This is a genomic window from Primorskyibacter flagellatus, from assembly GCF_048268605.1.
GTDB lineage: Bacteria > Pseudomonadota > Alphaproteobacteria > Rhodobacterales > Rhodobacteraceae > Primorskyibacter > Primorskyibacter flagellatus.
Window position 1 is genome coordinate 242,778 of record NZ_JBLWVF010000001.1, and the last position, 14,079, is coordinate 256,856.

Here is a 14,079-nt window from a genome sequence, read left to right on the forward strand (position 1 = left end):
TTCGTTTTGCGCTAACAGTGGTTGATTGACCGGAAATCGGACAGCTACGGCGCGAATTCGATATGATGGGACAGGTGATCGTGGCCGGTGCCGCGATGGTTCTGGTCGTGCGTCGTAAACAATCTGTGGGTCAGGGGGAGTTTGGCGCACGTCAATGGCTCGGAAAATGCCGAGCGCGCTTTGTTGCCAAATCAAGACGCGCGCGCCGCAGCAAGCCTTCGCTTTGCAGGCGCTGGCACAAGGGTGCATTCGCGGTGCAGACCTCGTCGTAAAAGGCGCGCAGGCCTGCCGTGCCCGCGGTTGCTTCGATCTGGGTGAAAAGGTCATGCAGGTTGGGCGTTTGCGTGCCGGTGCGCACCTGCGGTTTCAGCTCTGCCCGGTAAGAGCCGCGTTTAAGTCGGAACCGGTAGGTGCGTTGCCAGTCTTCCCAGCTTTGGGCGTGCAAATGCAGCAGGTCCGTATCCGGCAAGGGCTGTTCTGCGGGGTTCTGGACGCCATCCACGATGACATTGTGGATTTTGATCTGGGGATCGTGAAGCGAGGAGCGGATGAACAGCTTGCCGGCAACATGGCTGAGGAACCCGCCCGACAGGTAGCGCCCCCAGGTCGGAAAGCACCGCTCGGACGCCGCTTGGCGCGCCTTCTGGTCAATGTGGAACGCCTTGAACGCGGTTTCGCCATCGGCGGTGCCAGTCCCCGGCGCCAATGCCTCGACCGGGCGGAGGCGGGCAACCATACACTCGGCGGGGAGGGCGTTGAGTTGCTCTGCCAAAGGCGTTGCGGGGTGCAGAAGTTCGTCCACGTCGATATGGGCCAGCCAGTCGACTTGGGTCTTGCGGTTGAACGCGTGGCGGGCATTGCGCGACTGGCGTGCCTGATGTTTGCCGGGACGCTGCGGCCCCTTTGCCCAGTACGCGGCATCGCAGGCCGTCACGCGAAGTTTCGGATGCGCGTTCAGGGTGGCAAACACTTGCGGCTCTGGATCGTCGAGATACAGAAACAGCCGATGCGCGCCCAGATCCAGATGCCAGGCGGCAAAATCGAGGATCTGCTCCAACGGCGCCTTGACGGTCGAAACGATGCCCCAGCGCATATCAGCCATCCGGCAACTCGCCGAAGACGCGGTCCACAGCGGCGTCGAGGTCAAGGTTGTGGGTCAGCAGCATGTTGTGGCTGGCCAGTCGGGCGCGCAGGTCCGCCGTGTCCAGGCAAAGCTCGTCGAACATCCGCCGCACCCCGTCTTCGCCGCTTTCATCGCGCAGGAAGTCAAGCAGCGGCGCCATGCCCAGACGGTTCGAATCGGGGCGCTCACGGTACGATCCTTTGGCGCGCCGAAACTCCAGATGCGCTCGGAAATGCGCCCAATCCGGTGCGTGAAGATGCCCCGCGAAGATGCCGGGAAGCAGGCCGGTACTGGCAAGGCGCGCGCCTTTGATCTTGAGGGAATGCACCCCCAACCGGGCGTCGTCGATGCCGGTGCGGGCAAAGACCTTGCCAGTCGTGTGGCTGATGAATCCATCGCGCAGATGCATGCCGAATGTCGGGTAAATCTCTTCGGCTGCCGCGACGGGTTGTCCTGCGGCTTCGCGCGTCAGTTTGAAGTGGCGGATGACGCCGTCGGGCGAGGACAGGACTTCGGCCGGCAGCATGCGAACCTGGCCGAACGTCTTGTGCGCGTCGCCAAGAGTGGTGGCAACCGGCGCGTTGGTCAGCAGAAACTCGTCCATGTCGATATGGCCCAGCCAGTCAAGATCGCTTGCCCGGTAGCTGAGCGTCGCATTATGGGCCTGGCGCAGCTGATGTTGCGGGGGGCGTTCCTTGCCGGTGGCTTGCCACCAGGCGTCATCGCAGGCGGTGATGTTCAGGCGGGGATGGGACAGCGCCGCAATCGTGGCAGGATCCGGGGCGTCGAGGTAAAGGTCGATCCGGTCTGCGCCCAGTTCGATGTGATGTGCCGCAAACCGGGCGATCTGGCGTAGCGGACCTTTCACCGTTGACACCAGGCCCCAGCGCGGGGTGTCGGCCGAAAGGCCCCGGCTCTGGGCCGGGGCGGGGGGTGGCGCTGACTTGGCCTCTGCTTTTTGGCGGCGACGGCGGTCCAGGCGGTGACGCATCATCGCAAGTCGCCGAAAGACGGTGCGTTCATCCGCGATCAACTGGTCCAGCAGGTGATGCGCCAGCGGGCGGATGACGGCGTCCCGGTCCGCATCCTGCCAGATTCGCCCCAGCATGTTCACATCCAGCCCGCCATAGGCCATGGAATAGGCATCCATTTGCATCGGCAGCGCCTCGGACGTCCTGGCCGCCAGTTTGAAGGGCCGGCCGGGCGCAAACCCGGAATACAGCCGCTCCGTCTCGTAGAGTTTCATCGTGCCGAACAGCACGGTCATCGCTTGCCCGGTTTGGCGTTGCGTATCCGTCAGCCCGTGATCGCCGAATGTCGTGATGGATGATACCAGCCAACGCAGATCGAGCCCCGCCAGCAGGTGATCGGCATGCTCGGCCCAGAGCCGGTGGAACAGCGCTGCGGTATGGCCGGGTTGCGCGCGTTTGCGCAGATGCGCGATCAGCAAGCCGTTCAGGGCGCAAAGCTCTGACGCTCCTGCAAGCTCTGCCCGGATCTCGCGGCGTTTGCGCTGATGCGACGAATTGAGCGGCGTTTGCTCGTCCGGGTCGCTTGCAGGGTCCAGAACCACGCGGTCCAACAGCACGGTAAGGTCGGTATCCAACGGCGGCAGCGCCTCGTTGCGACCGAAGGCCAAGGGCTTGCGCCGCCCATCCATCTGCCGAAGGATCGCCGGGAATCCGCCCGGATAGGTGCCGTTGTCCTGCTCGCTCATGGGCGCGAAGATGCCGCGCCGCGGAGCAACGCGCAAGCGTTGCGGGAGCACCACCCGCCTCGACCGGTCGTCGCGCCGATCAGACCATCATTTCCTTGGTGGCCGACAGGGTCACATCCGGATGGTCGCGGCCAATCCGGTCAATGTCCCATTGCAGGCGGGTCAGGTACACGATGTCGCCATCATTGTCATGGGCGATGTGCTGCTTGTTCGCGTCTATGAACTTGTCCAGCGCCTGTTTCGGACCCGACGCCCAGCGAGCAGAGGTGAATTGCGACGGCTCGAACCGCACGGGCAGGCCGTATTCCAGCTCGATCCGGCTGGCCAGAACCTCGAATTGCAGCGCGCCCACGACACCGACGATGAAGCCTGACCCGATCTCGGGTTTGAAGACCTTCGCGGCGCCTTCTTCGGCGAATTGCATCAGCGCCTTTTCCAGGTGCTTTGATTTCAGCGGATCGCCCGCGCGGCATGATTGCAGCAGTTCCGGCGCAAAGCTGGGAATGCCCGAGACGCGGATCGGCTCGCCTTCGGTCAGCGTATCGCCGATACGCAACTGCCCGTGGTTGGGAATGCCGATGATGTCGCCGGCCCAGGCCTCTTCCGCGAGTTCCCGGTCAGAGGCCAGAAACAGCACCGGGTTGGTGATTGACATTGATTTCTTTGATCGCACATGGGTCAGTTTCATACCGCGATGAAAGTGACCCGAGGCGAGCCGGACAAAGGCCACACGGTCGCGATGCTTGGGGTCCATATTGGCCTGCACCTTGAAGACAAAGCCGGTGACCTTCTTCTCATCCGGAGAGATCTGGCGCGGTTCGGCCCTCTGTACCTGCGGTTCTGGCCCGTAGGTGCCGATACCGTCCATCAGCTCCTTGACGCCGAAACTGTTGATGGCAGAGCCGAACCAGATCGGGGTCATATGCCCTTCAAGCACCGCCTGCGGGTCCAGTTTTGGCAGCAATTCTCGGGCCATCTCGACCTCTTCGCGCAACTGGTCAAGCAGATGCGCGGGTATGTGTTCGGCCAGCTTGGGATCCTCCAGCCCGTCAATCTCGATCGATTCCGCGACGCGGTTGCGGTCGGCGCGGTCCATCAGCTCCAGCCGGTCGCGCAGCATGTCATAGCAGCCCATGAAATCGCGGCCCACGCCGATGGGCCAGCTTGCGGGTGTCACGTCAATGGCCAGATTTTCCTGAATCTCGTCGACGATATCGAACGTATCGCGGCTTTCGCGGTCCATCTTGTTACAGAAGGTCAGGATCGGCAAATCGCGCAGGCGGCAAACCTCGAACAGCTTCTGGGTCTGGCTTTCCACGCCCTTGGCACCGTCGATCACCATCACGGCTGCATCCACCGCCGTCAGGGTTCGGTAGGTATCCTCGGAGAAATCCGAGTGGCCGGGCGTGTCCACCAGATTGAAGCGGAACTCGCGGAAATCGAAGGACATGGCAGAGGCGGACACGGAAATCCCGCGATCCTTCTCCATCTGCATGAAGTCGGACCGCGTGCGCCGCGCCTCGCCCTTGGCGCGCACTTGTCCCGCCATCTGAATGGCCCCGCCAAACAGCAGGAATTTTTCGGTCAGCGTGGTCTTGCCGGCGTCGGGATGCGAAATGATCGCAAAGGTCCGGCGGCGGGCAATCTCGGCGGGCAGGTCGGGGCGGTTTGGCAGGGCGTCTAGCATGTCCGCGCGTATAGGTCGGGGCCGGGGGCTTGGCAAGCTTGGGTCGTATCGACCTATGCGCGGTATTTTGCGGCGTTGTGCTGGCGTGCCGCGCGGCCCGGTGTTACGGATTTGCCTGAAAAGACAAAGGGAGACTGTCATGGATCTGGGAATCAAGGGCAAGCGCGCGCTGGTTTGTGCCTCAAGCAAGGGCTTGGGCCGGGGATGTGCCGAGGCGCTGGCAGAGGCTGGCGTCGATCTGATCATCAACGCCCGCAGCGAAGGACCGTTGGAGGAAACAGCGCAGGCGTTGCGCGATACTTACGGGGTCGAGGTGACGGCAGTGGCCGCCGACATCACCACCGAAGAGGGGCGCGCGCAGGTGCTGAAGGCCGCAGGCGCGGTGGATATTCTGGTCAACAATGCGGGCGGCCCGCCTCCGGGCATGTGGACAGATTGGGAGCGCGAAGATTTCATCAAGGCGCTGGATGCCAACATGTTGACGCCGATTGCGCTGATCAAGGCGCTGGTGCCGGGCATGATGGATCGCGGCTGGGGCCGGGTGGTCAACATCACTTCGCAATCGGTGAAATCCCCCATCGCGGTGCTGGGACTGTCCAATTCGGCGCGCGCGGGCCTGACCGGTTATGTCGCGGGCACGTCGCGTCAGGTGGCGGGCAAGGGCGTGGTTATGAACAACCTGCTGCCGGGTATCCATGCCACGGATCGCGCGAAGTCTTTGGACACTGGCGTCGCGGAAAAGGCAGGCATCACGCTGGAGGAGGCCGCAGCACAGCGGGCATCGGGAATCCCCGCCGGGCGTTATGGCACGGCGCAGGAATTCGGCGCGACCTGCGCGTTCCTGTGTTCGCAATATGCGGGCTACATGATCGGGCAGAACGTGCTGCTGGATGGCGGCGCGCTGAACGCGACGATGTAGGTCCGTGGCACGCGGACCGGATGGCAAGGGCGGCGGTGCGGGGTTCTCGCTCGCCGACCAGCTTTTCAACGCCGGATCCATCGGGGATCTGGCGTCTGAACTTGCGACAGGCATTCCGGGTTTCGACGCCGCGCGTTTTTCATCAGAGGTCATGGGCGGGCTGGCGGACCGCACGCTGCTGGCCCGCTTGGATTGGATCGCAGATTGCGCTGAGGCGCAATTGCCACAAGATTTCAATGCAATGGCGGACTGTCTTGAGGCATCCTTGCCGCCGCCATTGGACCCGGATCTGACCGACGATGATTTCGGGCGCTTCATCCACGGCATCTACGGCGTGTTGGCTGTGCGGCACGGATTGGAGGCGCATCACGAGCGCGCACTGGATCTGTTGCATGCCGCAACGCGCCGTTTTTCAATGGAATTCTATATCCGCCCCTTTCTGAACCGCTGGCCGGATGACACCCTGGCGCGGCTTGACCGGTGGGCGAAAGATGACAATTATCATGTACGGCGGTTGGTCAGCGAGGGGACGCGATCAAAGCTGCCTTGGGCGCGGGCGATCACGCTGGACCCGCTTGTGCCATTGCGTTTTCTTGATCTGTTGCACGCCGACCCGACCCGCTATGTGACAAGATCAGTCTCCAACCACTTGAACGACATTGCAAAAACCGCGCCAGAGGTTGTGGTGGATCGCTTGTCGCGCTGGCAGGCCGAGGGGCGGCAAGACAAGGCAGAGATGGCCTGGATGACGCGCCACGCGTTGCGCAGTCTCGTCAAGCAGGGGCATCCCGGCGCGTTGCAGTTGCTTGGCTACCGGACAAATGTGCCGGTACAGGCAACACTGAGGGTAACGCAGCCTGCGAAGATTGGCGGCGTGTTGTCGTTGGAGGCAGAAGTGAGTTGTGCCACCGACCTCCCGGTGATGGTCGATTATGTGCTGCATTTTCACCGCCCCAACGGCAAACCGGGCCGCAAGGTGTTCAAACTGAAGCAGGCAGAGGTGACGGCTGGAACGCCGCTTGTCTTGCTGCGTCGGCATCCGTTGAAAGGCGATGCCACGACCTTTCGCCTTCATCCCGGCCCGCACCGGGCAGAGCTTCAGGTCAATGGCCGCATCATTGCTGAAACGCCGTTCGATCTGGAGCAGGCAGAGTGACAGAGCTGATGCAAAGCCGCGCAGGCGCAGGGTTGCGATGCTTCGCGCGGGCTGATACGGCTCGCGCCAATTCCGATGCTTTTCATCGGGTTCCGTGAGAGGCAGAGGTGAGCGAACAGGCCCCCCCCCGACTTGAGGTTCGGCATCTGGTCCGTCGTTATGACGGCAAAGCTGTGGTGAACGACGTCTCCCTGTCCATTCAGCCGGGTCATGTGACCTGTCTGCTGGGGCCGTCGGGCTGCGGGAAATCGACAACTTTGCGGATGATCGCCGGCGTCGATATGCAGGATGCGGGCGAGATCTATGTCGATGGCAAGCTGGTCTGCGATACGGTCTTTCGTGTCCCGCCGGAACGCCGTGGCATCGGGCTGATGTTTCAGGATTTTGCGCTGTTTCCGCATCTCAGCGTCGGCGAAAACGTCGCCTTCGGGCTCAGCGGCAGCGGTGCTGCCAAACGCGAGCGGGTCAGGACGTTGCTTGATCGTGTCGGGCTGGTCCATTTCATCGACGAGTACCCGCATCAGCTTTCGGGGGGCGAACAGCAGCGCGTGGCCCTGTCCCGCGCCTTGGCACCGAAACCCCGGATCATGCTGATGGACGAGCCGTTTTCGGGGTTGGACAACCGCTTGCGCGACGGCATCCGCGACGAGACGCTGGCCTTGCTGAAAGACGAGGACGCCTCGGTCCTGCTGGTCACGCATGAGCCGGAAGAGGCGATGCGCATGGCCGACGAGATTGCCTTGATGCGCGACGGCCAGATCGTGCAACAGGGAGCCCCCTACAACATCTACAATGCGCCGGCAGACAAGGCGGCGGTCGCTTTTTTCAGTGACATCAACGCCCTGCGCGGCACGGTACAGGGCGCGCTGGCGCAAACCGCCTTTGGGCAGTTCCTGTGCCCCGGCGTGCCGGACGGCGCAGAGGTGGATATAGTCTTTCGCCCGCAGCATGTCGGCATCGACTTTGACCGCGATGGCCGTGGCCCCAACCCGACACCGCGCGAAGGAACGCCAGCCCGTGGATTTGTCGAACGGGCGCGGTTCATGGGATCCGAAAGCCTGATCGAGTTTCGCATGGCGCATGACGGATCCTTGTTGCGTGCGACCGTCCCGAACGTCTTTCTTCCCAAAAAGGGCCAGCCGCTTTGGCTGACCATTCGCCGGGACCGCTGTTTCGTGTTTTCCGCGAAGGATTGATCCGGTCCTCGCGCTGGTTTGCGTCGGATCGTTGGTCAGGTGTCTCTGGCTTCGAAATCGCTTAGGCGTTTGCCGGGTTCATCGACAAACAGGCCGGGCAGGGGCTGCAAGGTCTCAATCCGGTCGATCCGGCAGGTCATGAAATCGGACAGATCTTCGTTCCATGCAACGCAGGTCCAGACGCGGCCCCAGTAATCGAGTTTCAGCGGGCGAATGGTTTCCGGCGCGGCTGCATCGTCCCGTTTGATCCGAAGTTTTTGCCGCGCGCGTATCGCTGCGCGAAAGCCCGGCATGTGACGAAAGCCGCGCGCTGCGTCTGCGAACGGTCCGGTGGCAAAGCCAAAGCTTTGCGGCGCGCTGGACAGATCGGCCGGAAGCACCGCGTCGATCTTTTCCGACAGAGCCTTTGCCGCACCTCGCAATGTCTCGTCGCCCCCCTCGCCAACCACCGCCAGCCCAAGGTGCAGCGCTTCAAGCTCTGCCTCGGTCAGGTTCAGCGGCGGCAGGGTGATCGCGGCGCGTGCGGTATAGCCCAGACCGCGCTCACCCTCGATGGGGATGCCGGACGCGGCCAGCACGTCCATGTCGCGGTAGATCGTGCGGATGGACACGTCCAGACGTTTGGCCATGTCTTCGGCCCTGTGCAGCCTGCCATCCTTTAGAATCTCAATCAGCGCGTAAAGTCTGTCACTGCGTTTCATGCGGCCCTTTCCGACGTGCCTGCCTGTCCGGCGAGACCCGTATTCTGACAAAATTCTGACAACTGACAAGATGCTGACATAAAATGCATCAAACCGCGCAGCAAATCGGCTGATGGTGCTGTTTTGGCACTTTCAACTGGTCCCATGACTGTCGTAGACAACGATCAAAGTTGAGGGGGCGTTGTATGGACTGCGTGGCCTCGAAAGACGGGAGAATTGAAAGATGCTGAACAACATCGGTCTGCCAGGCCTGCTGCTGATCGCCGTTGTCGTGCTGGTGCTTTTCGGGCGCGGCAAGATTTCCTCGCTCATGGGCGAGGTTGGCAAGGGCATTACGGCCTTCAAGAAAGGTGTCAGCGATGGCACACAAGAGCTTGAGGACGAACGCTCCGAAGAGGCCAAGGACGTGACGCCTGAAAACGCTGAAGACCACAAAGACAAGGTCTGAACCATGTTCGGGATGGGCTGGACTGAAATTCTGGTCATCGGTGTTGTTGCGCTGATCGTGGTGGGTCCGAAGGACCTGCCTGTTCTGTTTCGCAATGTCGGTCGCTTTGCTGGCAAGGCGCGTGGCATGGCGCGCGAATTCAGCCGTGCGATGGAAGACGCGGCTGACGAGGCTGGGGTGAAGGACATTCAGAAATCCATCCGCACGGCGACCAACCCTGTCGGCAGCGCGCTGGACGGTGTCAAGGACGCCGCGCGGTCGATGACCGATTTGAAACTCGATCCGGAAAGCGAGACTGGAAAGCTGGCTGAAGAACGCGCCGAGGCCGCCCGCAAGATCAAGGCTGGTACGGCCCGCAAGGCCGCCGAACGCAAGGCCCGCGAGGCAGAAGACGCGCTTAAGGCCGCCGAGTTGGCAGAGGCCGAGCTTGCAACGTCCGAGGCTCCCAAGCCCGCGCCGGATGACACCCCGGCCAAACCGGCAGGTGACGCATGACCCAAATCGATCACGACGAGATCGAGGACAGCTCTGCCCCGCTGATCGAACATCTGGCAGAACTGCGCACCCGGCTGATGCATTCGGCCCTTGCCTTCGTTCTGGGCATGATCATCTGTTTCACCGTCTGGAACCCGATCTTCAACTTTCTGACGCATCCGCTGTGTGATGCGATGGCGGCGCGCGGCACGGCCGATTGCGGGCTGATCCTGATCAAGCTGCAAGAGGGCTTCTTTGTTGCGATTTCGATCTCGCTTATGGGCGGGCTGATGCTGTCTTTTCCGTATATCTCCTATCAGATGTGGCGGTTTGTGGCGCCAGGATTGTATAAATCCGAGCAGGGGGCGTTCCTGCCGTTCCTGATCGCCTCGCCCTTCATGTTCTTTCTGGGCGCGTCTTTTGCGTTCTACATCGTCACTCCGCTGGCCTTCGACTTCTTTCTGGGCTTCCAGCAACCGGGCACGGTGCTGAACGAAGAGGTGACCAATGGCACCGCAGGCATCGCCTTTCAGGGGTCCGCGCAGGAATACCTGAACCTGACGATCAAGTTCATCGTGGCGTTCGGGCTGTGTTTCCAGCTGCCTGTCCTGCTGACGCTGATGGGCAAGGCGGGGCTGGTCTCGGCCGAAGGCCTGGGCAATGTACGCAAATATGCCGTGGTTGCCATTCTGGTTCTGGCAGCCCTTGTCACGCCGCCCGATGTTATCACGCAGGTGATCCTGTTCGTCGTGGTCTACGGGCTTTACGAGATCTCGATCTGGCTGGTCCGCCGGGTAGAGACCAAGCGCGAGGCGCGTCTGCGCGCCGAAGGCTACTATGATGACGAGGACATCGAAGATCCGCTGATGAAGGACTTCGACGATAAATGAGAAAATCCAAGTCGCTGAAACGTATCGCCCAGGCGCTGGAGCGTATGGCACCTGCACCGCTGGATGCCCCGGATTTCGATCAGGCCGATGCGTTTGTCTGGCATGTCGCGCCTGATCGGTTGCAACCCGTCCCACGGGTCAACCGGGTGGATCTGTCGCTGCTGATCGGTGTTGACCGGTCGCGTGACACGTTGCTGGCTAACACGCTGCAATTCGCCCGCGGATTGTCCGCCAATAATGCGTTGCTTTGGGGCGCGCGCGGGATGGGGAAATCCTCGCTGGTCAAGGCGGTTCACGCGTCGGTTCTGGCAGACGGGCTGCCGCTGAAGATCGTCGAATTGCAACGTGAGGATCTGCCGTCGGTGGGGCGCCTTCTGGCGCTGCTGCGCGGCTCTGACCACCGGTTCCTGCTGTTCTGCGATGATCTGTCCTTCAGCCATGACGACCAGCATTACAAATCGCTCAAGGCGGTGCTGGACGGTGGCATCGAAGGACGCCCGGACAATGTGGTGTTCTACGCCACGTCAAACCGCCGCCACCTGATGCCGCGCGACATGATCGAGAATGAGCGTTCGTCCGGGATCAACCCGTCCGAGGCGGTCGAGGAGAAGGTTTCGCTTTCGGACCGTTTCGGGCTTTGGCTGGGCTTCCATCCGTGCAGTCAGGACGAATATCTCGCAATGATCCGGGGCTATTGTGACGCTTATGGCGTTGAGATCGACGACGAGACATTGCGTGCCGAAGCGATCGAGTGGCAAGCCACGCGAGGGGCCCGGTCGGGCCGCGTCGCCTGGCAATATTTCACGGATCTGGCTGGGCGCAGGGGCGTCGCTTACAGCTAATCCGGCCAGCTGTGCGGATTATAGACGCGGCACCAAAAGATCTGCCGCCTCGGTACCGTTTTTCTGAGAATGACCTTCGTTGCATGGCCTTTCATTCCTGAAATGCCATGCAGAAACTGGTTTAGCGGATCAATCTTAGCGCAGATACGGCGTCGGATCGACGCTTTCAAAGCCTTCGCGCACCTCAAAATGCACATAGGACGGGTTCCCCGACCGGATTTTGCCGATTGACTGACCACGGCTGACATTATCGCCCTTGGAGACGCTGATATCGTCCACCCGGATGTAAACCGTCATCAGGTTGTCTGGGTGTTTGACAACCACGATGGGGATATTGTTCTCGTCGGTGGTGATCGCCGCAACCTTGCCGCTTGCAGCCGCTTTGACCGGGGTGCCGGGGTTGGCAGAGATGTCGATGCCTTCGTATTTACCCTTGCTGTATTCGCGGATGATAGAGCCGTCGACCGGCATGCTCATCTTCGCATTCGACGTGGGCTGGGTGGTCTGCGCCGCAAGGTTTGGCGAGGCCGGAGCGGGTGTCGGCTTTGACGCCGCTGCCGGTGTTTCAGCCGGCAGCGGTTTGGAGGCGCTTGGCGGCGTTGGCGTCGGACTGCCGGTACCAGGAGCTTCGGTCGTTCGGATTGCCTGGCTGGAGGACGCGGATGCGGCAGAGCTTGGCGCTTGTGTGACGGGTGGGATCAGCAGGTATTGACCTTCCCGTATCGTGAATTCCCCATCGAGCCCGTTCCATTCCGACAGGGCGCGTACCGACACACCGTAAAGCCGCGATATGGTGAATGCGGTCTCGCCGCGTGCGACCTTGTGGCGGATCGGTTCCAGCCCGCTCTGGCCAGAGGCAGGCGAGGCGGTGGGACGCGCGGGCGTCGCGGGCGTGCTGTCGATTGCGGCACCTGCCAGTTCGGTCACACTGATTTGTCCGGCCGCGCTTGTCCCGGTGGCGGATGAGGGTTCCGCAACGCGGCGGGGCAGGGCGATGACTTCCCCACTACGCAGCGAGTCGCCGGGTTGGATGCCGTTGTGACGCGCCAGTTCGTCGGCAGGCAGGCCGATCCGGTTTGCGACGCTTTGCAGGGTGTCGCCGCGCCGGGCGATGGCAACCTGATAATTCGGATAAGAAATGATGCCGCGATCATCCGGCTTCGGCCTTGATGCGGTGGCCGATTGCGCGGCGTCCGATGTATCGAACGCGCCGCCGATCCTGCCGCGCAGGTCCAGATCCAAGGGGCGTTCGCAGGCGGTCAGCAGCACAAGGGCGCTGCTGGCAAGCAGTGCGGCGGGAAAGCGTCGGGTCGCGTAAAGCGTCATCTCGATATCCTCAATGCGCCCCTTGTTGGACCGGGGCGTCATGGCAATTAACTCAAGGGCTGGTCAGCCGTCCTTGCCCAGACCTTCAACCAGCGGCACAAACCGTACGGAGCGCAATTCATCATAGTCATACCCGTCTTCGTGGCGCGTCACCCTGATCAGGCTTTGCACCGTGTCAGACTGCCCCACCGGCAGCACCATGATACCGCCAATCTTGAGCTGCGCCAAGAGCGGTCCGGGGGGGTCCTCGGCCGCGGCAGTGACCAGAATCCGGTCAAACGGTGCCTGATCGGGCAGACCGAAGCTGCCATCCGCTGTCAATGTGGTGATATTGGACAGGGCGAGGCTTTCGAAAATCGCGCGGGCCTCTTGCACAAGTCGTCGGTGGCGGTCGATCGTATAGACCCTGCGGGCAAGCTGGCTGAGGATCGCGGCCTGGTAGCCAGAGCCGGTGCCGATCTCCAGCACCTTGTCGCGAGGACCAAGGTCGAGCGCCTGTGTCATCAACCCCACCACCGAGGGCTGGCTGATGGTTTGTCCGCAGGCGATGGGAAGTGGCATGTCCTCATAGGCGCGTTCGGAGAAATAGCCGCGAATGAAAGGTCCGCGGTCGATCTTTTCCATCGCGGTCAGAACCCGCGAGTTGGTCACGCCCTTGGAGCGCAGCGCGTAGAGGAACTGCATTTTCTGCGTGGCCTCTGCTGTCATGCGAAGACGTCTTTGAGCGGATCCAGAAGATCATGCGCCGTCAGATCCGCGCGCATTGGTGTTACCGAGATATAGCCGTCAAGATTGACGGCGGCATCCGCGCCCGCATCGGTTTGCGCCCGCTGGTCACCGCCCTTGATCCAGAGAAAACGACGGCCCGAAGGGCTGTCATGCGGTTCGACAGAGAAGGACGTATCGCGGCGCAGACCTTGTGGGGCGATGCGTGTGCCTTTGACATTTGCGGCGGGGACCGGCGGAAAGTTGACGTTGTAGAACGTCTGGTAGCCGGGCGTATTGGATGGTTTCGAATTGAGGATGCGGCGGATGGTGTCCGCGCCATGTTTTGCTGCGGCCTCGAATGGATTATCGAGCATATTGTTCTCGGGGCCGTAATATTGCGACAGTGCAATGGCGGGCAGGCCTTGCAGGGAGGCTTCGAGCGCGCCGCCGATTGTGCCCGAGTACAGCGTGTTTTCCGCCGAGTTGTTGCCCCGGTTCACCCCGGACAGCACGAGGTCGGGGCGGGTATCCTTCATCACTTCGTGCAGGCCGGCCAGCACGCAATCGGCCGGGCTGCCTTCGGCGGCAAAGCGGCGATCCTCCATCTGGATGACCATGAACGGGTGGGTGTAGCTGATGCAATGGCCAACGCCGGATTGCTCGAAGGCCGGGGCGACCGTCCAGACCTCGCCGTCGCCTCCTGCGATGTCTCTGGCGATGTCATGCAGAACTTTCAGACCCGGCGCGTTGATGCCGTCGTCATTGGTGATGAGAATACGCATGTTTTGCCCCCTGGTGCCTTTGGCACTCAATAGTAGAGGGGCGCGCGCGGGGCAAGCGGCGGAACGCCTTGCTCGGACAGCGCCCTCCCACCCTCCCTGCTGCCCTCGCA

14 protein-coding genes are annotated in these 14,079 nt (G+C 62.0%); 7 read left to right on the forward strand and 7 right to left on the reverse strand.

The genetic code is table 11. The features are described 5' to 3' along the window. Positions 1 to 151: 151 nt before the first annotated feature. The 3 genes from ACN0WV_RS01185 to ACN0WV_RS01195 all read right to left on the reverse strand — a co-directional run bounded on the left by ACN0WV_RS01185 (position 152) and on the right by ACN0WV_RS01195 (position 4,527). Positions 152 to 1,102, reverse strand: a complete 951-nt coding sequence (locus tag ACN0WV_RS01185; RefSeq protein WP_417603154.1) for a glycosyltransferase family 2 protein — start codon at positions 1,100 to 1,102, stop codon at positions 152 to 154. Next, positions 1,095 to 2,840 carry a glycosyltransferase family 2 protein gene (locus ACN0WV_RS01190; protein ID WP_417603156.1) on the reverse strand — a complete coding sequence of 582 codons (1,746 nt, stop codon included), beginning with the start codon at positions 2,838 to 2,840 and terminating at the stop codon, positions 1,095 to 1,097. Before ACN0WV_RS01190 ends, ACN0WV_RS01185 begins: the two co-directional genes overlap by 8 nt. A gap of 79 nt (positions 2,841 to 2,919) precedes the next feature. Further along, complete coding sequence (locus tag ACN0WV_RS01195) at positions 2,920 to 4,527, reverse strand: peptide chain release factor 3 (protein ID WP_417603158.1); 1,608 nt, start codon at positions 4,525 to 4,527, stop codon at positions 2,920 to 2,922. Between the two features lie 139 nt (positions 4,528 to 4,666). Here ACN0WV_RS01195 and ACN0WV_RS01200 point away from each other — a divergent pair, with 139 nt between their 5' ends. From ACN0WV_RS01200 to ACN0WV_RS01210, 3 genes are all read left to right on the forward strand, one after another. Continuing rightward, a complete protein-coding gene (locus ACN0WV_RS01200; RefSeq protein WP_417603160.1) occupies positions 4,667 to 5,446 on the forward strand; it encodes an SDR family oxidoreductase in 780 nt (259 codons plus the stop codon). Positions 5,447 to 5,450: 4 nt separating this feature from the next. Next, positions 5,451 to 6,602, forward strand: a complete 1,152-nt coding sequence (locus ACN0WV_RS01205) for a hypothetical protein (RefSeq protein WP_417603162.1) — start codon at positions 5,451 to 5,453, stop codon at positions 6,600 to 6,602. A 107-nt stretch (positions 6,603 to 6,709) separates the two neighbouring features. After that, a complete protein-coding gene (locus ACN0WV_RS01210) occupies positions 6,710 to 7,798 on the forward strand; it encodes an ABC transporter ATP-binding protein (protein WP_084352340.1) in 1,089 nt (362 codons plus the stop codon). A gap of 35 nt (positions 7,799 to 7,833) precedes the next feature. On the opposite strand, the gene ACN0WV_RS01215 is transcribed toward ACN0WV_RS01210, so the two are convergent. Further along, complete coding sequence (locus tag ACN0WV_RS01215; RefSeq protein ID WP_084352338.1) at positions 7,834 to 8,499, reverse strand: helix-turn-helix transcriptional regulator; 666 nt, start codon at positions 8,497 to 8,499, stop codon at positions 7,834 to 7,836. 223 nt (positions 8,500 to 8,722) lie between these two features. Here ACN0WV_RS01215 and ACN0WV_RS01220 point away from each other — a divergent pair, with 223 nt between their 5' ends. From ACN0WV_RS01220 to ACN0WV_RS01235, 4 genes are read left to right on the forward strand one after another with little or no spacing between them, the layout of a single operon-like run. Next, positions 8,723 to 8,947, forward strand: a complete 225-nt coding sequence (locus ACN0WV_RS01220) for a twin-arginine translocase TatA/TatE family subunit (RefSeq protein WP_084352336.1) — start codon at positions 8,723 to 8,725, stop codon at positions 8,945 to 8,947. Positions 8,948 to 8,950: 3 nt separating this feature from the next. After that, positions 8,951 to 9,442: a Sec-independent protein translocase protein TatB gene (gene tatB / locus ACN0WV_RS01225; RefSeq protein WP_084352334.1), complete on the forward strand. Its 492-nt coding sequence runs from the start codon at positions 8,951 to 8,953 to the stop codon at positions 9,440 to 9,442. Beyond that, the gene (tatC, locus tag ACN0WV_RS01230) at positions 9,439 to 10,311 is read left to right on the forward strand and encodes a twin-arginine translocase subunit TatC (protein ID WP_417603164.1); all 873 of its coding nucleotides are present in this window, start codon (positions 9,439 to 9,441) and stop codon (positions 10,309 to 10,311) included. The genes tatB and tatC overlap by 4 nt, the downstream gene beginning before the upstream one ends. Next, positions 10,308 to 11,153, forward strand: a complete 846-nt coding sequence (locus tag ACN0WV_RS01235; protein ID WP_084352330.1) for an ATP-binding protein — start codon at positions 10,308 to 10,310, stop codon at positions 11,151 to 11,153. The genes tatC and ACN0WV_RS01235 overlap by 4 nt, the downstream gene beginning before the upstream one ends. 135 nt (positions 11,154 to 11,288) lie before the next feature. Here ACN0WV_RS01235 and ACN0WV_RS01240 read toward each other — a convergent pair whose 3' ends face one another. Genes ACN0WV_RS01240 through surE form a run of 3 tightly spaced genes read right to left on the reverse strand, consistent with a single transcriptional unit; the run spans position 11,289 to position 13,969 of the window. After that, the gene (locus tag ACN0WV_RS01240) at positions 11,289 to 12,521 is read right to left on the reverse strand and encodes a LysM peptidoglycan-binding domain-containing M23 family metallopeptidase (protein ID WP_412780601.1); all 1,233 of its coding nucleotides are present in this window, start codon (positions 12,519 to 12,521) and stop codon (positions 11,289 to 11,291) included. 21 nt (positions 12,522 to 12,542) lie between these two features. After that, the gene (locus tag ACN0WV_RS01245) at positions 12,543 to 13,187 is read right to left on the reverse strand and encodes a protein-L-isoaspartate(D-aspartate) O-methyltransferase (RefSeq protein WP_084352328.1); all 645 of its coding nucleotides are present in this window, start codon (positions 13,185 to 13,187) and stop codon (positions 12,543 to 12,545) included. Then, on the reverse strand, positions 13,184 to 13,969 hold the full coding sequence (gene surE, locus ACN0WV_RS01250) for a 5'/3'-nucleotidase SurE (RefSeq protein WP_417603167.1): 786 nt from the start codon (positions 13,967 to 13,969) through the stop codon (positions 13,184 to 13,186). The genes ACN0WV_RS01245 and surE overlap by 4 nt, the downstream gene beginning before the upstream one ends. Positions 13,970 to 14,079 lie beyond the last annotated feature (110 nt).